Raw genomic sequence first — 20,888 nt, 5'->3', positions numbered from 1 at the left:
ACCGGCATTAACTGGTCATTGCAGGAGCCGGCGAGCAAAGTAGCCGCACTGGCTTTCGCGAGATCGAACCCCTGGTCTCCTTCTGCCCACGGAGCCGCTCACATGACATCCTCTGCCGTCCTGTCTTCCGAAACGACCCCGCTTGCGTCGCGCGCGGATCCCCTGGCCTCGAGTTTTGCCACGACCTACGCCGGGGTGGTCGCCTTCATTGCCGTGGTCACCGAAGGCAGCTTCGCCCGGGCTGCCGACCGCCTGGGTATCGGCCGCTCTGCGGTGAGCCGCAGCGTCCAGAAGCTCGAAGACCAACTGAACGTACGACTCTTCCTGCGGACGACGCGAAGCACCACCCTGACCCGCGAAGGCGATCTCTTCTACGCCAATTGTCATACCGGAGTGGACCGGATCGTGCAGGCGGTCGAGGAGATGCGCGACCTTCGCGAAGGCCCTCCGCGTGGCCATCTGCGGATCAGTTCGCCGGTTGGGTTTGGCCGGCGAGTGGTGGCGCCCTTGCTTGGCGCGTTTCGAGCGGCCTATCCCGACGTGTCGATCGACCTGGTCCTCGACGATAAGCCGACCGACTTCATCTCGGACCGTGTGGACATCGCGTTTCGCAATGGACGGCTGGAGGATGCCCAGATCATCGCCAAGCAGATCATCCCGATGCAGATGCTGGTCTGTGCCTCACCCGGTTATCGGGAAGCGCACGGCCTACCCGAGAGCGTGGACGACCTGGCCCATCATCAATGCGTCAATTTTCGCTATGGGTCGGGCCGGCTCTACGAGTGGGAGTTCAAGGTGGATGGGCAGGTGCGCAAGTTCCAGCCGCCGGCCAAGGTCACCTACAACGACCCCAGCCTGGTGCTGCAGGCCGTGCTCGACGGGCATGGCATCGCACAGATGGCCGGCTACCTGGTTTGCGATGCACTGCGCTCCGGCGCTCTCGTTCCGTGCCTGGTGCGGTATGCACCTGACGATCGCGGCCACTACATCTGCTACCTGAGTCGCCAGCACCTGCCTTCGCGCATGCGGGTCTTCATCGACTTCATGACGACTCAGATCCGTGCGTCCGACCTTCAGTGCCTGACAGACCTCGGCATAGGGACTGGCATGCCAGCGGCCGTGGCCTGACGGCCACCATTGGTGCGCACTCAACAACAGTCTGGGTCCTCTCGCGGATCTACCGGCGTCGAGAGGCCGAACCTACGATTTGTTCCACGGCGCAACGTGACGGACCTCCGAAACGCGTGCGCTCAACCTCTCCCTCGTCAACCAGGAATCTCATGAAATCCCTGCAAAACCCATTGCGTCGAAACCTCATTGCAACCGGTGCAGCCGTGGCCACCAGCACGCTTGCGTTCGGCATGCACGACGCGGCCGACGCTTCTCCCCAGCAACATACCACCCATTCCGAACGGAGCTCAACAATGACCGGCAACACCATTAGCACCAAAGACGGCACGCAGATCTACTACAAGGACTGGGGCGAAGGCCCCGTGGTCACCTTCTCGCATGGCTGGCCGCTCAATGCGGACGCGTGGGACGGGCAGATGCACTTTCTCGCGCGCAACGGCTTCCGGGTCATCGCGCATGACCGCCGCGGTCATGGCCGCTCGACCCAGTCGTCATCGAACAACGACATGAACGGCTATGCCGATGACCTCGCAACGCTCTTCGATGCGCTCGACCTGAAGAGCGTCGCCATGGTCGGCCATTCGACCGGTGGCGGCGAGGTCGCGCGCTACATCAGCCGACATGGCACAAAGCGCGTGGCCAAGGCCGTGCTCATCGGGGCCGTACCACCGATCATGGTCAAGTCCGCAACGAATCCGGAGGGCTTGCCCATCGAGGTGTTCGACGGTATCCGCGCCGGAATCGCAGGGGACCGCTCGCAGTTCTACAAGGATTTTGCGAAGGCGTTCTACGGCGCCAACCGCCCGGGCGCGAAGGTGTCGCAGGGCATCCTGGACGCGTTCTGGCTCTGGAGCATGCAATGCGGCCAGAAGAACGCCTACGAATGCATCAAGGCGTTCTCCGAGACCGACTTCACGGCCGATCTGAAGAAGTTCGACATCCCGACGCTGGTGATGCACGGCGAAGACGATCAGATCGTGCCGATCCACGACTCCGCGAAGAAGTCCGCGCGCCTCATCAAGGGGGCAAAGGAAATCTACTACCCCGGCGCACCCCATGGCCTCACGGCCACGATGCAGGACCGGGTGAACGCGGACCTGCTCGCCTTCCTGCGAGGTTGAGCCCGGCCAACGACTTGTCACCACGTCACTGACACGCCATGCTGAACCTGCTGCTGCAAACCACGATCGAGGGCGATCCGGATGACTGGAACATCGACCGCTTCAGTCGCCTGCGCTCATTCCTGTCCGGTCTGCAGGACAACGATGGGCAAGCTGCGTTCCGCGTGGTGGCTCGCAATCGAACGCGGCGCGGCGTTCCGGATCCCGTGCTGTCGAATCTGCATGACTCGGAGGTTGATCAACTCTGGCTCTTCGCCGTGGATGTCGGTGATGGCCTGACCACCGAGGATTGCATGGGCATCAGTCGCTTTCGGCGACGGGGCGGCGGTCTGATGGTCACTCGGGACCACATGGATCTGGGATGCTCGATCTGCGACCTCGACGGCGTCGGTGCTGCACATCATTTCCACAGCAGCAATCTGGAACCCGACAAAGCCCGCCATCGTCCTGACAACCCCTCTGCGGCCAGCATCTCTTGGCCCAATTACCACTCCGGCGCCAACGGCGATTTCCAGCGAGTGCAGTCGGTCGGCAGCATTCATCCGGTGATGCGCGACAGACATTCCCCGACCGGCGTCATCCAGTACCTGCCGGCGCATCCGCACGAAGGCGCAGTGAGTGCGCCGTCGGATGACGCGAGCGCCCGCGTGGTCATGGACGCAGCGAGCACCGCATCCGGTCGGCGCTTCAACATCGCGGTGGCGTTCGAACGCACCGGCGGGGGCGGCGGGCGGGCCATTGCCCAGTCGACTTTTCACCACTTCGCAGACTACAACTGGGATCCCTCGGCGGGCTGTCCGTCGTTCGTGAGCGAGCCGCCCGGCGACGCAATGAGCAGATTCCCCGAGGCGCTTCGCTCCACCCAACAGTACGTTCGCAACCTCGCTTTCTGGTTGAATGCCTGAAACGCGCAGACCTTGATCGAGAACAACATGCACAACCAGATCCAGATCAGCACCGTCGACGGCACCTTGTCGGCCTACGTCGCGCGTCCAGTCGTGACCCCTGCGCCGGCCGTCGTCGTCATCCATGAAGTCTTTGGCGTCAACGCCGACATGCGCCAGTCCTGCGATGAACTCGCAGCGCAGGGTTACCTGGCGATCTGCCCCGATCTCTTCTGGCGGACAGAGCCCGGCCTTGACCTGTCCGATCGGACCGAGGCCGAGCGTGCGAAGGCTCTGGCGCTGTACACCGCGTTCGACCTCGACGCAGGCGTGAGAGACATCGCCGCAACGATCGAAGCGGCGCGCGCGATGCCGGACGCCACCGGCAAGGTGGGCCTGGTGGGCTACTGCCTCGGAGGCCTCATGACCTATCTGACGACCGCGCGTGTCGGGGCGGACGTGGCGGTCGCGTACTACCCGGGCAACACCCACCTGCATCTCGAGGAGGCAGCCGGCATCGAAAGTCCGCTGATCGTGCATCTCGCGGGAGAGGACGAGTACATCCCGAAGGAGACTCAACAGCAAATCGTTGCGGCGCTGGTGAACCATGCGCAAGTGGAGGTCCATCGCTATCCGGGGTGCCACCACGCATTTGCACGTCACCGCGGCATGAGCTACGACGCCGAAGCAGCAGCCCTGGCCAACAGCAGGACTGACGCATTCCTGGCGCGGTACCTGAAGAAGGGCTGAGCTCCTGTCAACGTGATGCCGCACGGCGCTGAAAGAAGGACCATGAACCACCCATCGCCCACGATCTCCGTTCGCGTCTGTCACGACGAACCGCTGCTAGCCGCGGGTCTGCTGGCGCTGATTGCGTCAGCCTCCGGCGTCGAGGCAGGTGTTCTTCATGACCGCGGCGATGGCGCCCCGGACGTCATCGTGGCGGATGCCGTGAATGCGCTCGCGCTTCTCAAAGCTGGCGCGGCAACAACCCGTGGATCTCGAGTCATCGTCATCGCTCGGCAGGCGCGGCAAGGCGAAATGCTGCAGGTACTGGAAAGCGGAGCGCGTGGGTGTCTTTTGCAGAGTTCGGACGCGCACGAGTTGATTGATGCGATCCGGCACGTGGCGCGCGGTGGCAGTCGCTATCTGTGTCGCGCCGCGTCCGCGTTGCTCGCCAGTGGTCCGCCGCCCGCGAAGCTCACGGCGCGGGAACGCGAGGTGCTTCGCCTCGTGGTGCAAGGCGACGGCAACAAGGGCATCGCGCGCCAACTCGAGATCTCGACGCACACCGTGAAGGCGCATGTAGCGACGCTGTGCACCAAGTTTCAGGCCATGTCGCGCACTCAGGTGGCGATCGAGGCGACCGGACGCGGTCTGGTGCATCCATTCTGATCGACTGCCACCGACGAGGGGCCGTGCGCGCGCGTTGGCGCGCGCACGCGTCGCTACTTCACCGGGATGAAGAACTCGGCGCCCTTGTCCTTGATCAGCGTAACGATGAACTTGGCCGGTTGCGTCTTGCTCGCATTGCGTCCGACAGTGTGGACGTCATTGAGCCCTTCGTAGAAGGTCTGGCCCTTGGTGAGCGTGACTTCCTTGCCGCCTTTGACGCCCATCACGATGGAGCCTTCGAGGACGTAGACGAACGCGTGTGCATCGTGCCGGTGCACCGGATCTACTGCGCCCGGCGGATAATCCACGCTGATCATCAGGACCTCCTTGCCCGGGAAATTGGAGAGGTCTTGCGTCAGCAGAGGTGTGACGACGGCTTCCGGTGCTGCGCCGGCTTGTTGCGCAATCAGCAGGCCGCATGCGAGAAGCAGGTGCTTGCCGGTGTGCCAGATGGACATGGACATCATTTCTCCTTGGAGGGGCCCTGTCTTGCAGGGCGGGGTTGCAGAAGGTCGAACGCCGCTCACTCGATCGGCGCGTCGGACGGTGGCTGGCGCATGCCGACGGCCATCCGGTTCCACCCGTTGATCAGAGCGATCGTCCAGCTCAGCTCGACGATTTCCTGTTCGCTGAACACTTCCTTGAGCTGGTTGAACGCGCCGTCCTGGTCGCCGTGCTGATCGGAGAGGCGGGTCATGGTCTCGGCCCAGTTCAGCGCCGCGCGTTCTCGGTCGGAATAGAAGCCGGCTTCGCGCCACGTCGAAAGGCTGTTGAGGCGCTGCCAGGTCTCTCCGTGCTTGCGCAGGTCGCGTGCATGCATGTCGAGGCAGAACGCGCAGCCATTGATCTGGGAGACGCGGGTCTGCACGAGCTCGGAGAGGGCTGGACCCAGGGTGGACTTGGCGATCGATGCATTGACGCTGGCCATGGCCTGGTAGGACTTCGGTGCGATCTGGGTCCAGGGGAGTCGGGCTTGGTTCATGAGAGTTCCTTGTGGTGGGAGTTGAGGTTGAAAGGGGGTGATCGGGTTCACATACCTAAGACGTTGGAGTCCCTCGTGTTGTGACAGCCTTCGAAAGCTTGAGCGGCAGCCCCGGAGGGGACACGGGCACTCAGCGCTTCTCGACTGTGCGGTCGAGCCAATCCGCCAGGCGAGTCTTGCCAAGACGAGGACTCTTTCCGGGTGTAAAGGCCTGATCGTCCAGCGCAGCGCCAAAGTAGGGCGCATCGGGATCGACGACCACCTTGCGGGCGTCCTGGTTCGCGCGCAGGAACTGACCGACGAACTCGTCGAGACCCATGGCCACGGGGCCTGCGATCTCGATGATCCTGTTGACGGCCGCTTGTGCGGCGACTTCTGCGAGCGCTTCCGCAACGTCGTCGGCGGCCATGGGCTGCACCCGTGCCGGAGGCAGCCGAACTGCATCGCCTTCAGTGGCGGCGTCGGCGATGCTTCCCGCAAACTCGAAGAACTGCGTGGCGCGCACGATGGTGTAAGCGACGAGCGCGGCCTTGATCTTCTTCTCCTGGGCAAGCTTGGCGCGCAGGTAGCCGATTTCATGAAGGCGCTCCGCGCCCACAACCGACAGCGTCACGTGGTGGCGCACGCCGGCCGCCTGCCCAGCGGCCAGTACGTTGCGAGTCGAGGTCTCGAAGAAGTGCATGACTTCTGCATCCGAGATCGGGGACGGATCGGCGACGTCCACCAGGACCATCGCACCCGCGAGGGCGTCGGCCAGGTCTTCTCGTGCCAGAGTGTCTACGCCTGTTGAGGGCGAAGCGGCGATGACGTGGTGGCCGCGTTGATGAAGCTTGTGGACCAGCTTCATGCCAATGAGCCCGCTTCCGCCGATGACTGCGATCTTCACAGGGCATCCTTTCGTTCGATGGTCCATGGAAACTCTGGGGGTCGCCGTTGGGTGAAGCTTAGGAACTCAGGGCGCGGAGGACAGCGGCTGTTGGGCCGACAAAGCCCTGCCCCTTTGAGGGGGGCGATCCAACGCGGCGCGTTGTCACAAACCGGCGCTCTCATCCGTCTAGCGAGTGGTGATGGACTGCGGAGTCGTCCGTGCGTCTCTTGCCCTTTCTTCATCGACCTTCGGGAGCCCAGACGCAATGACCCAGCGCATTCATTATGTTCAACAGTCGCCAGAGCTCTTCGAGAGATTCCTGGCATTCCATGCAGCCGCCAAGGAAGGTTCGATCGATCGGACATTGCGATGCTTGGTCTCGATCAGAGCCTCGCAGCTCAATGGGTGCCTGTTCTGCCTAGACATGCACGTGAAGCAGGCGAGGCTCGACGGCGAGCGGGAATTGCGCCTGCATCACATCGCGGTTTGGCGCGAGTCGCCCCTGTTCGTTGCGCGCGAGCGTGCCGCACTCGTATGGACCGAGGCCCTGACCAAGCTGTCCGAGCAGGGCGTGCCTGATGCGATCTACGCGTCGACCCGCGCTCACTTTTCGGAAAAGGAACTCTCGGACCTGAGCTTCCTGGTTGTCGCGATCAACGCCTGGAATCGCATCAACGTCGCCTTCAGGACCGTGCCGGGTTCCTCGGACGTGGCTTTCGGACTGGACCAAGCACAGCTCGCCTAGTTGCCACGGCGACACGAAGTTGTTGTAGTATTTGGATACAGGTTCCCGGCAGGCCCCTTCCACCCGTCTTCGTAAAGCTGTTGATCAGCGCTGCCTTTGCATCCACTTCGTATGCATGTCATGTCCTGGTTCGAGGGACGGTCGACGGGTGACGTCTCGCAGTGAACCGAAGGAACTGCATGTCCAACGATGATATTCGCCCGACGACGCTGGTCGGCATCAAGCGTCTCGCCAAGGCGATCAAATCCGCCCAGGGCATCCCGCATCACCAGGCCCTGGACGAAGCGGCCCGACGAGCGAACCTCCAGAACTTCCGCCATGCAAGCGGCCTCCTGCGGTCCGTTCGTCCAGCGGCTCTTGCGCTGTCAGGCGCTTGTTGACGCCCTAGCGCCGGCTCGGCACTGAGGTGCCGGCCGAAGACTCGCTGCTATCCCTTTGCCATCCGTGCCCGCCTCGACCGAGGCATGCGCCGCGCGCGCCCGTTTTGCGATGCATTCCCGCGAATCCTGTCCCTTTCCAACACTGCATTGGAGTTGCTTGATGTTTTCCTCACCTCGAACGAAGCGTCTGCTGAGATGGCTGCGAGTCTGCCTCGTCGCGCCTGCCTGCCTGAGTCTCTTTGCCTGCGGGGGGTCCGGCGGAGGCGGCGGCGCGATGCCCGGAACCGGAACGGGCACTGCACCGGCCGCGCCGGTGGAAGCCCTGGGCCCGGACAACCTCGACGGGTACAAGCCGCTCGCCTGGGCAGATGTGCAGCCGGTCACCCAGTACACGTTGTCCGATGGCACGCTGGTCACCCGTGTCGGTGGGCGAACACGCGATCGTCATGCCCGTGAAGTGGGCAACGGCACGCCGGGCGATGACCCGTATCTGACATTCGCGCCTCATTACTTCGAGCGCCGGACGCACGAACTCACTATCTACGAGAACGCGTCGCCGACGGACCCGGCGAACCGCATCCTGACGATCGTGATGCGGCCGCAATGGTGGATGTACGGGACCAATTTCAGGCACAGCTACATCGGCCGCCGCGACGGGGATCCCTATGGTCCGGCCGCGGTTGCACTCTACGGTGACAACGGCGGGATGAGGCGGCTCCCGGAGGGATTCTTGCGTGCGGGGCAAGAACTGAAGACACCCGTCGCGAACTACGAATCGTTGCCCGAAGATCCGAACGACAACTACGACACCGACTTGAGCGTTCCGCCCAAGGACGGGGAGTTCGTGCTAGTCAAGCAGATCACGCGGTCCGCGGCGCTGAATCGCCCACTGCGCCAGGGCGACCTGCTGGAATTCGAGCTCGGCATTTTTCTCGCCGGGAAGCAGGGTGATGCCCTGGGCCGCTTCAACTACTACGCCGAGGCCATGGTGTACCAGGTGGGCAAGACCGGGGTGCAACCGTGGTACCGCGGCCCTTGCTGCGGCAATCCGCTGATCCCCTGGGATTCGCGCGTGTTGCCGACCGAGGCGATGGCTGGCGGCGCGATGATGACCTCGCAGGAAGACACGTCCAACCAACCCGACATGCTCTTTCTGCAGGCGGGCACCAACATCGCCGGCATCAACATCCAGCCTTTCGTCGAAGGACGTCGACTGTTCCACACATCATTCCTGACCGGCACGCACGCCGAGGCAGGCAATCCGACGCTCTTCAACTCGCAGGCCGGCAAGGCCGGTCCCCGATTCCAGCAGGCCGCATGCATTGCCTGTCATACAAGCAACGCCAAGAGCTCGCCAGGCATCGGTCTGCCCCTCAATACCATGGTCGTGCTGACCGGCGACAGCGACGGCGCTGGCAACCTGATCACCGATGGACGGTTCGGGGGGCGGTTGGCACAAGGCCAGGTGGCGGAAGGCGGCAAGACCTACGACGGCCGCCAGGCGGTACTGAAGATCGATCGCTACGAAGAGGTGGGCGGGCAGTTTGCCGATCGCACGCCGTACACGCTGCAGAAGCCGCACTACACCCTGACCGACACGTCCGGCAAGCCACTGGAACTGCCGCCGCGCATGTCGGTGCGAACGGCGCCGCATCTTGCCGGGATGGGCCTGCTCGAGGCCGTGTCCGAATCGACGCTGGAGGCGCTGGCCACGGCGAGCAAGGGGGATCCGGATGGCGCGGTCGGCAAGCTGCAGATTGTCACCGACCTTGCGGATCCGAGCGTCAAGCGTGTCGGGCGCTTCGGTTGGAGGGGCACCAGTGCGTCCGTGATGGATCAGACGGCGGTCGCGCTCAACGCGGACATGGGAGTGACCACGCGCATGCTCCCCACTCACATCTGCGGAAAAGCGTCGTCCGGCTCCGATTGCCGAACTCAGGACGGCAAGGGTCCCGAGTTGAGCGACGCGGACCTCGAGCTGCTGGTGCGCTACACAAGCCTCCTCGCGGTGCCTGCCGCACGCCACTTCGAAGGGGAGCAACCGTTGGGAATTCACGCTGAAAAGATCCTGGCGCAGTCGCCGGCTGAAACCACAGCGCAGGTGCAGGCCGAGAATGCGATGCAGGTGAGCGTGGCACGCGGCCGCGAGCTTTTTGTCGAGGCGCGGTGCACGGCCTGCCACGTGGCGACGCTGCAGACCGGTGGCGCACACAGGTTTGCCGAGCTGAGAAGGCAGACCATTCGCCCCTACACCGATCTGTTGCTTCACGACATGGGCGAGGAACTGGCCGACACCTATCCGCAGGGCCGCGCTTCTCCGCAGGAATGGCGGACCGCGCCGTTGTGGGGTCTGGGGCTGCTCGAACGCATCGACGCCAAGGTTCGCTATCTGCACGACGGTCGTGCACGCACGGTCGAGGAAGCCATCCTTTGGCACGGGGGTCAAGGAAAGGCCAGTCGCGAGCGTTTCAAGACGATGAACCCAGATGACCGTCGCAAGGTGATCGACTTCATCAAGTCGCTGTGAGCAAAGAGAACGCGTGAAGACTCCTCGCAACTTCGATAGCCTGCGGCGCAGGCAGCTTCTCGGTCTCGGACTCTCGTCCGCTGCGGCAGTCGGTGCGCTAGGGGCCTGCGGCGGCGGAGGCGGCAATGCCGGCGGCCCCTCCGCCGATGCCAGCGGCGCCCCACCGCCAGGCGGTGTGCGACCCGGTCGCGAAGATTCCAATCCCGGTGCCGGTGCGCCTGTTCCCGACCCGATGCCGGGCGGACCCGTGCCCGCCGCCAAGAGCACCAAACGTGGCGTCGCCTACGATGTCGCCGACGCCGCCGACCTCGCGGCGCTGTCGCCTGGTGTGAGCTGGTGGTACGGCTGGGGCCTGCGGCCCAGTAGCAAGGTTCCCGCTGACTTCCGCTCGCGCTATGGCATGGACTTTCATCCAATGCTGTGGAATGGAGACTTCGACGCAGCCGAAGTTGAATCCTTCCTGCTGAGCCAGGCAGACATCCGGCACCTGCTGCTTCTCAACGAACCGAATCTCACCGATCAGGCCAACCTCACGCCGTCGCAAGCGGCACAAGTCTGGCCGCGCTTCGAAGCGCTCGCGAAGCGCACGGGGGTGAAGCTGGTCGGCCCGGCCATCACGTGGGGCACGATGCCGGGCTTTGCCGATCCTGTGGTGTGGCTCGACGCGTTCTTCGGCGCGTACCGGGCGTCCAACAACAACCGCGATCCGAACATCGACTACCTGGCGTTTCACTGGTATGACTATGGATTGGCCGCGCAACTCGACCGTCTTGCGAAATACGGCAAGTCCTTCTGGATCACCGAGTTCGCGAACTGGCATGGCCAGGCCGACGGCGCGCAGATCGACTCTGTCGCAAAGCAGAAGGCACAGATGAGCGAGATGGTCGCCATCTGCGAGTCGCGCGCCGACGTGTTTCGCTACGCCTGGTTCACCGGCCGCTGGAGCACGGATCTCCACCATACGAGCCTGCTGGGCGCGCCCGGCGAGTTGACTGACCTTGGCAAGCACTACATTTCGCTGCCGTTCAAAACCTGACTCGACTCGACGGGCCGGAGTTGTTCTTGGTTGCGCTGTTGGTGTGAGAATCGTCACTGCCCAATCGATGATGGAGTGAACAGATGCTGCGCCTCTATGACAGTCGCCTTTCCGGCAACTCGTGGAAGGTCCGTATCCTGCTGAGCCAACTGGGACTGCCGTACGAGCGCATCACGCTCGATCTCGCGAAGGGCGAAGCGCAGGAGCCCGCGTTTCGCGCGATCAGCCGCTTCGCCCGCGTCCCTGTCCTGCAGCTCGAGAACGGCTGCACGATCGTGGAGTCCGGGGCGATCCTGCTCTACCTTGCGCAGGGCACGCCTTTGCTGCCAGACGATTCCCATGATCACGCGGAGGTGCTGAGCTGGTTGTTCTTCGAACAGGCCGATCTGCAAAAGGCGATCGCCATTCCGCGCGTCCTGCATCTGCGCGGCCTTGCGGGCGATATGCAGCAGGAGATCCAGCGATTTCATGCGGAGGGCTATCCGGCGCTCGAGAAGCTGGACCAATGGCTGCGCGGTCGGGCTTGGCTGGTCGGCGAGCGCTACACCGTCGCGGACACGGCGGTGTTCGCTTATGTCTCGCTGGCTTCGCAAGGCGGTTACGACATGGAGCGCTTTGCCTCCATTCATGAGTGGATCGAACGAGTCAAGAGCCAGCGGGCATGGGTGGAACTGGTGCCAGACGCCCGCTAGTTGATCAACGCGAAGCGCTTGCGCTTGTCCGCCACCTGAGCCTTGGCTCGGCGTCGTCCGCTTCCTCGTTCGATCCAAGGATCCGGTACACGATGCCTTGAAGGCGAGGGCGCATGCCGCGAAAGATTGGTGCTCGCGTGGCAACACGGTGCGCCGTTGCGCGGGCCTTCCGGCGGCCCAGAGGCCTGCCTAGGATCACTCCAACGTTGAAAGCACCTCGATCCCGATCCATCGAAGCTCCGTTTCGATGAACGCGGGACATTGCATCGAAGACACGGAACACCAATGAAGAACTATCACGCGCTCGACGCGCACGTCGGATGAACATGCGTTGCGCCACCAGAGACGGGGTGCTGGCCGTCGTGTCGCACGAGCTCAGGCAACCTCTGAACGTCGTCCAGATGAACGCGAAGCTCTTGACGCGGTTGCCGGCATCGACGGCACCGACACACCTGCGGCGCATCGCCGATGCGATACAGCGTGCCATCGAGAGTCAGGCGCGCATCATCAACGACCCCCTCGACGTTTCCCGGGTACGTACGGGCAAGCCCACGCTTCATCGCGCCGAGGTGGACTTCGGCAAGCTGGTGTTGGATCTTGTGGCCGCGCTGAGCGCGAACTGGTCGCCGGGACGCGTCACCACGGAAGTGCGGGCTTCCAGTCCACTGGTCTGCTACGCAGACGCGCTCAGGCTCGAGCAGATCGTGGGGAACTTGCTGGACAACGCCGTCAAGTTCTCACCTGCAGGTGGGCGCGTCCTCGTGCGCTTGCTCTCGGAAGGTGGCTTTGCCAGGATTTCCGTGGCCGATAGCGGCCGCGGCATTGCTCCCGATTTCCTGCCGAATGTCTTTGGCCTGTTCAGCCAGGCTGGAGCCTCCGTCGGTGAAGGGCTGCACGGCGGTCTCGGCGTGGGACTGGCGCTGGTCCACGGACTGGCAGCCGCTCATGGCGGGTTCTTGAAGGCCACTTCCGCGGGAATCAACCAAGGTGCGGAGTTCAGCGTCTGGCTGCCGCTGCACCCATCTGCGGCGCCAGCGCATAGCGGACAACATCATGCCGACGCGTCCCTTTGACTTCCGCAACCGCGAGGGCCGGCGCCTGTCCGGCAGCCTCGAAATGCCTGAGGGCGTTCAGCGCGGCTGGGCTCTTTTTGCGCACTGCTTCACTTGCGGAAAGAAGAACCTGGCCGCCGTGCGCATCGCACGAACGCTCGCAAGTGCGGGGATCGGTGTGCTGCGCTTCGACTTCACGGGGCTGGGAGAAAGCGAGGGCGACTTCGCTGACTCGAGCTTCAGCATGAATGTGGGAGACCTGGTGTCGGCTGCCCACGCCATGCAGGCGGCAGGAATGCCGCCAGACATTCTGATAGGACACAGCCTGGGCGGTGCGGCCATCCTGGCGGCCAAGGGCGACATTGCCAGCGCACGGGCGGTTGCCACCATCGCCGCGCCATTCGACGTTGCGCATCTCCTGCACCTGCTCGACCCCGAGGGCCTGGCACGACTCGAGACCCAGGCGCAATCGCTGGTGCAGGTTGTCGGACGCCCCCTGACCGTGGGAAAGAAATTCGTCGATGACTTGCGTGGGCTCGACCAGGGCGTTCGGATCGCGGCCTTGCGACGACCGCTTTTGCTGTTGCACTCACCGCGCGACCAGACAGTCGACATCGAGAACGCCACGCATATCTTCCTTGCCGCTCGGCATCCCAAGAGCTTCGTATCGCTGGACGAGGCCGATCATTTGCTTTCGAGCCGCAACGACGCGGAGCACGCGGCCAAACTGATCGCGGCGTGGGCCTCGCGCTACCTGCCCGAGTCTTCGCCCGAGCCGGCTCACGCGGACGCCGTGGCGGAGGAGACGAGGCTCGGGAAATTCCAACTCACGCTCCGCGCCGGAGGCGCGCTGTGGTTGGCGGACGAGCCAGAGCCGGCTGGCGGGTTGGGGTCGGGTCCGACGCCGTACAACCTGCTGGCGTCGGCTCTGGCTGCCTGCACCACGATGACCTTGCGTCACCATGCTGATAGCAAGGGCTGGGCAGTGACGCGCATCCGTACGGCGGTGAATCACCGTAAGGACAGGCAGCACTCTCCCGCTGATGTCTTCAGTTGCCAGATCTCTATCGAAGGCTCCCTGGATGACATGCAGCGCGGGCAGTTGCTGGAGGTGGCGCAACGATGCCCCGTGCACCGGACGCTCGAGCTGGGTGCGTGGTTTGAAAGCGTAACGCTGGAGCCGTCGACGTGAGCCCGAAGTCATATCGTTGTGCATGCGCGCCCGTTGGCGCACTGCATCGAAAGCCTCATCTCATTCAAAGGAGAGTTCCGCCATGACCCGACTTGCAGCCTTGTTTGTCAAGGGAGCCGCGCCGCAGGCCTGCCATGCGATCGTGCCGCTCTACACCACCACTGTGGGCGTTTCAACCCGTCATGCGCGGGCTGCGGGCAGGGCGGTTTCCGACGACGGTAATCTCGACCTGGCCCTTCGCCTCCCCGAAGAGTTGGGGGGCAACGGTGGAGGAGCGAATCCGGAGCAACTCCTGGCGGCAGGCTTCGCCGCCTGCTTCCATGGCGCGATGACCCGGGTGGCCGCCGCCAAGGAGATGCACCTGCCCCGGGACATCGACATTGCCTCGACGGTCTCGTTCGAACGGGCGCCCTCGGACGGCCTGTTCAGGATCACGGCCGAGCTCACAGTCAGCCTGCCACATATGGACGTGGCGCACGCCGCCGCGCTCGTGGCGGAGACTGAGAAAGCCTGCCCGTACGCGAAGATGGCGCAAGAGGGAATGCGCTGCACCGTCAGCTTGGTGTGAACCGTCGCCTAGCGCAAATGACATTGGTGCCTCCTAGGCAACATCGTGAACCTGCCCTGGTACCTACCGCGAAGGATCTTCGATCTCTACGATTTGTCTCCTTCGGGCATCTCAGAGGTAAACCATGATCACGACGACAAGACATATTGGCGCATCGCTTGTGGTCGCCTTGGGTGCGCTGTTAGCGCAAGAGGCGACCGCACACGGCGCAGCGCATGACGCGGTCGTCACGCCGCTGCTGGTCAGGACGATTTCCGACCCTCCGGGCAGCGAAGTCGTGGTCATGACCGTGGACTATGCGGCGCGGGACGTCGACGCTCTTGATCGCCTTCATGCGCAGAAGTCCATCTATGTGCTCGAGGGCTCGATCGAGATGGGCTTGCAGGACGGAAGGGTCGTGACCCTGCACCCCGGGGAGACGTTCCACGAAGGCCCGAACGACATCCACACCGTAGCACGCAACGCCAGCAAGGTTTGGCCTGCGAAGTCCCTTGTTGTTCTGGTGAGGAACCGAGGCGTCAATGCGGTTGTGCCGGTGAAGTGATCGATTTCCTGCGCTCCGACCGTCGCCACGAAGTCGACGGGTATCAGATCGCCCTTGAAACGTAGCTCCATAGAGAATCCGCATGGCCGATCATGTCGCCTCTTCCGTTGTCGACGCGAGAGAACAGTTCGACTACGACATCGTCATCGTAGGCGGCGGGCCGGCGGGCATGGCCGCGGCCATCAGGACCAGGCAAGTCCAGCCCGAGGCATCGGTCGTCGTGCTGGACAAGGGGAGCGAGCCCGGCGCCCACATTCTCTCTGGCGCAGTGATGGATCCCAGGGCGATCGATGAGTTATTGCCCGATTGGAAGCAACTAGGCGCGCCCTTGATTCAACCTGTGACGGCTGACGAGTTCCTCTTTCTCGGTGCAAAGCGTTCGATGCGGACGCCGAGCTTCCTGGTACCCAGGTGCTTTCGCAATCACGGCAACTACGTCGTCAGCCTCGGCAATGTCGTGAAGTGGCTGGGGCAGCAAGCCGAAGGCCTGGGCGTGGATGTATTCGCGGGCTTCGCCGCGACAGAGGTGCTCTATGACAGAGCGGGCCGCGTCAAGGGCGTGGCCACTGGCGACATGGGGCTCGGGCGTGATGGTGAAAGGACGGACGCGTTCCAGCCGGGCGTTGAACTTCGCGGCAAGTACACCATCTTCGCCGAAGGTGCACGGGGACAGCTTGGCCGCCAGTTGATCGAGCGCTTCGATCTGGCCGAGGGGCGTGACCCGACCAGCTACGCCATTGGGCTGAAGGAGACCTGGGAGGTCGCACCGGCGCAAGCCAAGCCGGGTCTCGTCGTTCACACAGCGGGGTGGCCGATGGATGGCGGCACATTCGGCGGCGGCTTTGTCTACCATCTCGATGGCAACAGGGTGTCGCTGGGCTTCGTCATCGGGCTGGACTACCAGAATCCATGGCTCAGCCCTTTCGAGGAGTTCCAGCGATGGAAGACGCATCCTGCCGTCCGCGCGCACATCGAAGGCGGCAGACGCCTCGGATACGGCGCGCGTGCCATCAACAATGGCTTCCCGCAAAGCCTGCCGAAGACCGTGTTCCCGGGTGGTGCACTGGTGGGCTGCGATGCTGGTTATCTGAATGCGGCACGCATCAAGGGAAGTCATGCGGCGATCAAGACTGGCATGCTGGCAGCCGAGGCCGCGTGTGCCGCGCTGCGCGAAGGGCGTTCGAGCGACGAGCTGACTGCCTATCCAGAGGCGTTTGAGCGAAGCTGGCTTCAAGCCGAGTTGCACGAGTCTCGGAACTTCAAGCTCTGGTTCAAGAAGGGCGCCGTCGTCGGCACGGTAATGACGGGCGTCGAGCAGTGGCTCATGCCAAAGCTCGGCATCCGCACGCCGCCGTGGACTCTGCACGGCAAGCAACCGGATCATTCGAGCCTGCGCCAAGCTCACCAGTGCGACCCAATCGCCTATCCCAAGCCAGACGGAAAACTGACGTTCGATCGGCTGAGTTCTGTCTACCTGAGCAATACCCACCATGCCGAGGACCAACCGGTGCATCTGACCTTGCGCGACGCGACGGTGCCGGTGTCTGTCAACCTGCGCACCTACGCCGGGCCTGAGAGCCGCTACTGCCCCGCGGGGGTGTACGAATTTCTGAGGAATGACAAGGGTGAGGACCGGCTTCAGATCAATGCTCAGAACTGCATTCATTGCAAGACCTGCGACATCAAGGACCCGACCCAGAACATCGTGTGGGTGGCACCGCAGGGCGGTGACGGTCCAGGCTATGACTCGATGTAGGCCTGGCGAGCAAGCAGATTGATGCTGAACGGTCAACACGGCGGTACCCGTCGCAGGTCTACCGCTTCTCGAGGGTGATTTCTAGGATTGAAGCCGTAGTCGCGATGTTCGCGAAACGGTGCCTCAGTCGTTCTGAGGCCTAGGGCTTAGCCCTTTGAGGTATCACCATGACGCAGCGCATGCAATCCCCGAACCTTTCGTCCGATTCCCTCCAGATTCCAAGTACCGCTTCCACGCCGCGAGACGCCATGGAAGCGGCCTGGCGCTGGGGCTATCTGGCGATCTGCCTGATTGCCATCGCTGCCGCGGGTGTGATCGCAAAAGGTGGCGCGGCCCGTGCGGAACTGGAACTCGCCACGGCAGCCATCAAGGCAAGACCTGTCTTCCAGGACATCTGCAGCGCAAGCGGAGATCAACGTCGTACCCCGCCGGACTCGGCGTGCGCGAAGGCGCCGGAGAGCCAAGCAGCGGCGCCAGCCCTGTGCTGACACTGCGAACCGGTCTCGTGAGAGCGAAGGCAATGCGTGAGTACCGATCGCTCGAAATGAAGTTCGCATCCCTGTGCGAAGAACTCAACTCAACCCGCAATCAAAGGAATCTGAAAATGAAGAAGATCTCGCGCCTGGCGCTGGCAATTGCAGCCGTCGGCATCATGACCTTGCATCTCGCAGCGCCTGTCGGCGCGGCGACGCCCGTCGCGCCGCAGGCAAGACCAACCATCGTGCTGGTCCACGGCGCTTTCGCCGATTCGTCGAGCTGGAACAATGTGGCGCGAAGCCTTCGCGCCCGGAGCTTTCCCGTTATTGCGGTTGCGAATCCGCTTCGGGGAGTCAAGTCCGATGCGGCGTACGTCGCCGCGCTGGTCGCGTCAGTCAAAGGGCCGGTCGTGCTGGTTGGCCACTCCTACGGTGGTTCGGTCATCTCTGCCGCCGCAGATGGAAAAGCCAACGTGAAGGCCTTGGTCTTCGTCGCGGCATTCGCCCCCGACGCGGGGGAGTCAGCGGTCGATCTTTCGGGCAAGTTTCCAGGCAGCACCCTCGGTCCGACGCTTGCACCGCCCGTTTCGTTGCCCGACGGAGCCAAGGACCTCTACATCCTCCAGGACAAGTTCTCCAGTCAGTTCGCTGCCGACGTGCCGGCGGCGGCCGGCTACCTGATGGCCGTCTCGCAACGGCCCATCACCGAGAGTGCCTTGGTCGAGGCGGCTCCTGCGGCGGCATGGAAGACGATTCCGTCGTGGTTCATCTACGGCGATCGTGACAAGAACATTCCACCTGCTGCGCTGGCATTCATGGCCGAACGAGCGAAGTCGAAGAAAACGGTGGTTGTGAACGGAGCGTCGCATGTGGTCATGATTTCCAAGCCCAACGCGGTGAGTCGCCTCATCGTCGCGGCGGCCGAGGCCGTTGAGGCGGACGCGGTGCAGCCTTGAGCGGATCCCGAGGTATGCGATCCAGGAGGACCATTCATGAAAACATCTGAACGGGCGCGCCGGCTCCAAGGCATCGCGGGCAGCATTGCGATCGTCATGACGATCGCGGCCAGTTCCGTGCTTGCTGCCTCGGAGGCGCTGCAGGAAACGCCTGGAGGTGCGATACGTGCATTCTGCGATGCGTTCGGCCAGGCGCACGGCGCGCCGCATGCGTCATCGCTCGATGCAGGCGAAGCGAGCGCTGACGGGAGCTTGCCATGACGCGTGCCGACCTCTACGGACGCGGTTCCGTCGCCTCGGGTGCTCTGACCGATGGTGCGGACGACGTCTTCGATGCGACAGGGATCGCGGCGCGCGCCAAGCGCGCCGGGGATCCCGCACCCGATGTGGTCCTGCCTGACGCGTTCGGCAATCCGGTGCGCCTTTCCAAGCTTTGGCGCAAGGGGCCACTGGTGATCGTTTTCTATCGCGGCGGATGGTGCACCTACTGCAACTGGCAGTTGCGCGCATGGCGCCAGCAGGAGAGCGAGTTGGCGCGGCTGGGCGCCACGCTGCTGGCGATTTCGCCGCAGACACCCGACAACTCGCTGAGTACCGCCGAGAACAATGAGCTCTCGTTCACGGTCTTGAGCGACTCTTCCCTGGAAGCGGCAAACGGCTTCGGTATTGCGTTCACCCTCCATCCGGATCTGGTGGACTTCTATGGCTCAGTCGGAACCGACATACCGGTGTTGAACGGCAACGGGCTGTGGGTGCTTCCCGTTCCGTCGACATTCGTGGTTGACCGCACCGGTTGCATCCGGTTCGCCCTGATCGAGGAGGACGCCCGTCAACGCGCCGAACCGCTCGATGTCATCGCAGCCATCGAGGAACTGGCGCTTCACGCCTAGCGAACATCCATCATGCACCTGGGCAAGACCTACAGAATTTCCGAGTTTCTCGTCTGGACGCGGCGCCAGATCTACGTGCTGCTTGCGGTAGGCGGCATCCCCGTGATCCTCTACCAGGTACTCGGCCTGCGATGGCTCACGATTCCGCTGACCGTGGTCGGACTTCTCGGAACGGCAGCATCGTTCATCGTCGGTTTCAAGAACGTCCAGACCTACAACCGCACGGCCGACGCGCAGCAGGTGTGGACTTCCATCCTCAACAGCAGCAGGTTCTGGGGCATCTGCGTCCGTGGCTTCGTGGCCAAGCCTGCCGACACCCGCGACCTCGTCGAGCGGCATGCGGCATGGCTGACCTGCCTGCGCTACGAACTCAGGACGCCCAGGGTGTGGGAGTCGATGGAAAAGGCCTCGCATGCCGAGTATCGCCGCGCCTATCGCATTCCCGAACGTGAGAAGTCCATCGACGAGGAGCTGTGCAAGTACCTGTCGGAGGAGGAGCAGCGCCAGATCCTGAAGGTCAGCAACAAGGCCACCCAAGTGCTCTGGCTTCAGGCGCGCGCGCTCAGGCGACTGCTGGACGAGGATGGCATATCGCTCACTTCCTACATCGAGCTGAACAAGATTCTCAAAGAGTTCATCGAACAACAGGGACGCGCGGAGCGCCTCAAGAACTTCCCGTACCCGCGGCAGTACGCAATCATCAACACGATCTTCGTATGGGCCTTCTGCGCGCTGCTCCCGTTCGGCCTGCTCAAAGAGTTTGACAAGCTCAACGAAGGCATCGCGGGCTTCATGCAGGGCAGCATGGTTTGGCTCGTCATCCCGTTCAGCGCAACCATCTCGTGGATGTACACGTCGCTGGAGCAGGTGGGCGAGAGCACGGAGAACCCCTTCGAAGGCAGCGCCAACGACGTGCCGATCACGCAGATTGCCAAGATGATCGAGCGCGAGTTGAAGGAAATCATCGGTGATGCCGATCTGCCCGCACTGCCGGAGCCGACGAACGACATCATTCTTTGAGCGGGCTCGCTGGGCCGCTCGATTGGTGCGTGGCGCTCAACATGGTGCGCTCGTGTGCATGGCTACCGCGGGCGAAGCCCCAAACCTACGATCAAGGCGCTTCTTCGCGATCTTCGCAAAACGGGCTGCTCAGCCGCTCTGAGCCAAGGCATCTGCCGCCTCTTCAAAGGAATCTGTCATGACCCAACGCGTCAACTACGTCGAGCAGTCTCCCGAACTGTTCAAGAAGTTCGTCGAGTTTCTCAACGCCATCAAGGAGAGCTCCATCGAAGAGCCGATTCGCGATCTCGTGTCCATCCGAACATCCCAACTCAACGGCTGCGCCTTCTGCCTGGACATGCACGTCAAGCAGGCGAAGATCCACGGGGAGCGCGAACTGCGGCTCTACCATCTCGCGGCATGGCGCGACTCGGCGCTGTTCATTCCGCGTGAGCGCGCGGCACTGGCGTGGACCGAGGTGCTGACCAAGCTGCCTGAGCAAGGCGTGCCCGACGACATCTACGACCGTGTGCGCACGCAACTGTCGGAAAAGGAAATTTCCGACCTCACCTTCCTGGTGATGTCCACCAATGCGTGGAGTCGTCTGAACATCGGCTTCAAGAGTGTGCCCGGCGCTTCCGACAAGGTCTTCGGGCTGGACAAGGCCAAGCTCTCCTGATTCATTCACTCGCGA

Annotated in this window: 24 protein-coding genes; 21 read left to right on the top strand and 3 right to left on the bottom strand. The window is 63.3% G+C overall.

The genetic code is table 11. The features are described 5' to 3' along the window. Positions 1-102: 102 nt before the first annotated feature. The 5 genes from QTI04_RS12680 (at position 103) to QTI04_RS12660 (ending at position 4,531) form a co-directional block, all read left to right on the top strand. Positions 103-1,128, top strand: coding sequence for a LysR family transcriptional regulator (locus QTI04_RS12680; protein ID WP_286615989.1), 1,026 nt, complete (start codon positions 103-105; stop codon positions 1,126-1,128). Between the two features lie 296 nt (positions 1,129-1,424). Beyond that, positions 1,425-2,252, top strand: a complete 828-nt coding sequence (locus tag QTI04_RS12675; RefSeq protein ID WP_286603244.1) for an alpha/beta fold hydrolase — start codon at positions 1,425-1,427, stop codon at positions 2,250-2,252. Between the two features lie 38 nt (positions 2,253-2,290). Then, positions 2,291-3,157, top strand: coding sequence for a hypothetical protein (locus tag QTI04_RS12670; protein ID WP_286615988.1), 867 nt, complete (start codon positions 2,291-2,293; stop codon positions 3,155-3,157). A gap of 27 nt (positions 3,158-3,184) precedes the next feature. Next, on the top strand, positions 3,185-3,886 hold the full coding sequence (locus tag QTI04_RS12665) for a dienelactone hydrolase family protein (protein WP_286615987.1): 702 nt from the start codon (positions 3,185-3,187) through the stop codon (positions 3,884-3,886). A 42-nt stretch (positions 3,887-3,928) separates the two neighbouring features. Then, positions 3,929-4,531 (top strand): response regulator transcription factor, encoded by a 603-nt coding sequence (locus QTI04_RS12660; RefSeq protein ID WP_286615986.1) that lies wholly within the window; start codon positions 3,929-3,931, stop codon positions 4,529-4,531. Between the two features lie 53 nt (positions 4,532-4,584). On the opposite strand, the gene QTI04_RS12655 is transcribed toward QTI04_RS12660, so the two are convergent. The 3 genes from QTI04_RS12655 to QTI04_RS12645 form a co-directional block, all read right to left on the bottom strand. After that, entirely contained in the window at positions 4,585-4,989 is a 405-nt protein-coding gene (locus QTI04_RS12655; protein ID WP_286615985.1) for a cupin domain-containing protein, read from the bottom strand. Between the two features lie 65 nt (positions 4,990-5,054). Beyond that, positions 5,055-5,513 (bottom strand): carboxymuconolactone decarboxylase family protein, encoded by a 459-nt coding sequence (locus tag QTI04_RS12650; protein ID WP_286615984.1) that lies wholly within the window; start codon positions 5,511-5,513, stop codon positions 5,055-5,057. Between the two features lie 130 nt (positions 5,514-5,643). Beyond that, positions 5,644-6,399 (bottom strand): SDR family oxidoreductase, encoded by a 756-nt coding sequence (locus QTI04_RS12645; protein WP_286615983.1) that lies wholly within the window; start codon positions 6,397-6,399, stop codon positions 5,644-5,646. A gap of 247 nt (positions 6,400-6,646) precedes the next feature. Here QTI04_RS12645 and QTI04_RS12640 point away from each other — a divergent pair, with 247 nt between their 5' ends. The 16 genes from QTI04_RS12640 (at position 6,647) to QTI04_RS12565 (ending at position 20,873) form a co-directional block, all read left to right on the top strand. Further along, complete coding sequence (locus QTI04_RS12640; RefSeq protein WP_286615982.1) at positions 6,647-7,126, top strand: carboxymuconolactone decarboxylase family protein; 480 nt, start codon at positions 6,647-6,649, stop codon at positions 7,124-7,126. A gap of 179 nt (positions 7,127-7,305) precedes the next feature. Beyond that, positions 7,306-7,506 (top strand): hypothetical protein, encoded by a 201-nt coding sequence (locus QTI04_RS12635; RefSeq protein WP_286615981.1) that lies wholly within the window; start codon positions 7,306-7,308, stop codon positions 7,504-7,506. Between the two features lie 274 nt (positions 7,507-7,780). After that, positions 7,781-10,033, top strand: coding sequence for a di-heme oxidoredictase family protein (locus QTI04_RS12630; RefSeq protein ID WP_286615980.1), 2,253 nt, complete (start codon positions 7,781-7,783; stop codon positions 10,031-10,033). Positions 10,034-10,046: 13 nt separating this feature from the next. Beyond that, positions 10,047-11,069, top strand: coding sequence for a glycosyl hydrolase (locus tag QTI04_RS12625; protein ID WP_286615979.1), 1,023 nt, complete (start codon positions 10,047-10,049; stop codon positions 11,067-11,069). An 83-nt stretch (positions 11,070-11,152) separates the two neighbouring features. Continuing rightward, positions 11,153-11,761 carry a glutathione S-transferase family protein gene (locus QTI04_RS12620; RefSeq protein WP_286615978.1) on the top strand — a complete coding sequence of 203 codons (609 nt, stop codon included), beginning with the start codon at positions 11,153-11,155 and terminating at the stop codon, positions 11,759-11,761. A gap of 326 nt (positions 11,762-12,087) precedes the next feature. Beyond that, the gene (locus QTI04_RS12615) at positions 12,088-12,834 is read left to right on the top strand and encodes a sensor histidine kinase KdpD (RefSeq protein WP_286615977.1); all 747 of its coding nucleotides are present in this window, start codon (positions 12,088-12,090) and stop codon (positions 12,832-12,834) included. Beyond that, entirely contained in the window at positions 12,815-14,005 is a 1,191-nt protein-coding gene (locus QTI04_RS12610; RefSeq protein WP_286615976.1) for a bifunctional alpha/beta hydrolase/OsmC family protein, read from the top strand. Before QTI04_RS12615 ends, QTI04_RS12610 begins: the two co-directional genes overlap by 20 nt. An 82-nt stretch (positions 14,006-14,087) precedes the next feature. After that, positions 14,088-14,573: an Ohr family peroxiredoxin gene (locus tag QTI04_RS12605; protein WP_286615975.1), complete on the top strand. Its 486-nt coding sequence runs from the start codon at positions 14,088-14,090 to the stop codon at positions 14,571-14,573. A 124-nt stretch (positions 14,574-14,697) separates the two neighbouring features. After that, positions 14,698-15,117: a cupin domain-containing protein gene (locus QTI04_RS12600; RefSeq protein ID WP_286615974.1), complete on the top strand. Its 420-nt coding sequence runs from the start codon at positions 14,698-14,700 to the stop codon at positions 15,115-15,117. An 82-nt stretch (positions 15,118-15,199) separates the two neighbouring features. Then, complete coding sequence (locus tag QTI04_RS12595) at positions 15,200-16,873, top strand: electron transfer flavoprotein-ubiquinone oxidoreductase (RefSeq protein WP_286615973.1); 1,674 nt, start codon at positions 15,200-15,202, stop codon at positions 16,871-16,873. Between the two features lie 179 nt (positions 16,874-17,052). Next, positions 17,053-17,361, top strand: coding sequence for a hypothetical protein (locus tag QTI04_RS12590; RefSeq protein ID WP_286615972.1), 309 nt, complete (start codon positions 17,053-17,055; stop codon positions 17,359-17,361). Next, positions 17,313-18,305: an alpha/beta fold hydrolase gene (locus tag QTI04_RS12585; RefSeq protein ID WP_286615971.1), complete on the top strand. Its 993-nt coding sequence runs from the start codon at positions 17,313-17,315 to the stop codon at positions 18,303-18,305. The genes QTI04_RS12590 and QTI04_RS12585 overlap by 49 nt, the downstream gene beginning before the upstream one ends. A gap of 36 nt (positions 18,306-18,341) precedes the next feature. Continuing rightward, positions 18,342-18,566 (top strand): hypothetical protein, encoded by a 225-nt coding sequence (locus tag QTI04_RS12580; protein ID WP_286615970.1) that lies wholly within the window; start codon positions 18,342-18,344, stop codon positions 18,564-18,566. Further along, positions 18,563-19,195, top strand: a complete 633-nt coding sequence (locus QTI04_RS12575; RefSeq protein WP_286615969.1) for a peroxiredoxin-like family protein — start codon at positions 18,563-18,565, stop codon at positions 19,193-19,195. Before QTI04_RS12580 ends, QTI04_RS12575 begins: the two co-directional genes overlap by 4 nt. Positions 19,196-19,207: 12 nt before the next feature. Continuing rightward, positions 19,208-20,215, top strand: coding sequence for a bestrophin family protein (locus QTI04_RS12570; RefSeq protein WP_286615968.1), 1,008 nt, complete (start codon positions 19,208-19,210; stop codon positions 20,213-20,215). A 178-nt stretch (positions 20,216-20,393) separates the two neighbouring features. Further along, positions 20,394-20,873, top strand: coding sequence for a carboxymuconolactone decarboxylase family protein (locus QTI04_RS12565; protein WP_286603052.1), 480 nt, complete (start codon positions 20,394-20,396; stop codon positions 20,871-20,873). Positions 20,874-20,888 lie beyond the last annotated feature (15 nt).

Origin of the sequence: Variovorax sp. J22R115, assembly GCF_030317005.1 — a bacterium.
Taxonomy (GTDB): domain Bacteria; phylum Pseudomonadota; class Gammaproteobacteria; order Burkholderiales; family Burkholderiaceae_C; genus Variovorax.
The sequence above is the reverse complement of the archived record's forward strand: the minus strand, read 5'-3'. Positions and strand labels throughout refer to the sequence as shown.

Bases quoted from the DNA above. Each gene is read 5' to 3' on its own strand.
- QTI04_RS12680 (WP_286615989.1), top strand. From the start codon at position 103: ATGACATCCTCTGCCGTCCTGTCTTCCGAAACGACCCCGCTTGCGTCG.
- QTI04_RS12675 (WP_286603244.1), top strand. From the start codon at position 1,425: ATGACCGGCAACACCATTAGCACCAAAGACGGCACGCAGATCTACTAC.
- QTI04_RS12670 (WP_286615988.1), top strand. From the start codon at position 2,291: ATGCTGAACCTGCTGCTGCAAACCACGATCGAGGGCGATCCGGATGAC.
- QTI04_RS12665 (WP_286615987.1), top strand. From the start codon at position 3,185: ATGCACAACCAGATCCAGATCAGCACCGTCGACGGCACCTTGTCGGCC.
- QTI04_RS12660 (WP_286615986.1), top strand. From the start codon at position 3,929: ATGAACCACCCATCGCCCACGATCTCCGTTCGCGTCTGTCACGACGAA.
- QTI04_RS12655 (WP_286615985.1), bottom strand. From the start codon at position 4,989: ATGTCCATCTGGCACACCGGCAAGCACCTGCTTCTCGCATGCGGCCTG.
- QTI04_RS12650 (WP_286615984.1), bottom strand. From the start codon at position 5,513: ATGAACCAAGCCCGACTCCCCTGGACCCAGATCGCACCGAAGTCCTAC.
- QTI04_RS12640 (WP_286615982.1), top strand. From the start codon at position 6,647: ATGACCCAGCGCATTCATTATGTTCAACAGTCGCCAGAGCTCTTCGAG.
- QTI04_RS12635 (WP_286615981.1), top strand. From the start codon at position 7,306: ATGTCCAACGATGATATTCGCCCGACGACGCTGGTCGGCATCAAGCGT.
- QTI04_RS12630 (WP_286615980.1), top strand. From the start codon at position 7,781: ATGCCCGGAACCGGAACGGGCACTGCACCGGCCGCGCCGGTGGAAGCC.
- QTI04_RS12620 (WP_286615978.1), top strand. From the start codon at position 11,153: ATGCTGCGCCTCTATGACAGTCGCCTTTCCGGCAACTCGTGGAAGGTC.
- QTI04_RS12615 (WP_286615977.1), top strand. From the start codon at position 12,088: ATGCGTTGCGCCACCAGAGACGGGGTGCTGGCCGTCGTGTCGCACGAG.
- QTI04_RS12610 (WP_286615976.1), top strand. From the start codon at position 12,815: ATGCCGACGCGTCCCTTTGACTTCCGCAACCGCGAGGGCCGGCGCCTG.
- QTI04_RS12605 (WP_286615975.1), top strand. From the start codon at position 14,088: ATGACCCGACTTGCAGCCTTGTTTGTCAAGGGAGCCGCGCCGCAGGCC.
- QTI04_RS12600 (WP_286615974.1), top strand. From the start codon at position 14,698: ATGATCACGACGACAAGACATATTGGCGCATCGCTTGTGGTCGCCTTG.
- QTI04_RS12595 (WP_286615973.1), top strand. From the start codon at position 15,200: ATGGCCGATCATGTCGCCTCTTCCGTTGTCGACGCGAGAGAACAGTTC.
- QTI04_RS12590 (WP_286615972.1), top strand. From the start codon at position 17,053: ATGCAATCCCCGAACCTTTCGTCCGATTCCCTCCAGATTCCAAGTACC.
- QTI04_RS12580 (WP_286615970.1), top strand. From the start codon at position 18,342: ATGAAAACATCTGAACGGGCGCGCCGGCTCCAAGGCATCGCGGGCAGC.
- QTI04_RS12575 (WP_286615969.1), top strand. From the start codon at position 18,563: ATGACGCGTGCCGACCTCTACGGACGCGGTTCCGTCGCCTCGGGTGCT.
- QTI04_RS12570 (WP_286615968.1), top strand. From the start codon at position 19,208: ATGCACCTGGGCAAGACCTACAGAATTTCCGAGTTTCTCGTCTGGACG.
- QTI04_RS12565 (WP_286603052.1), top strand. From the start codon at position 20,394: ATGACCCAACGCGTCAACTACGTCGAGCAGTCTCCCGAACTGTTCAAG.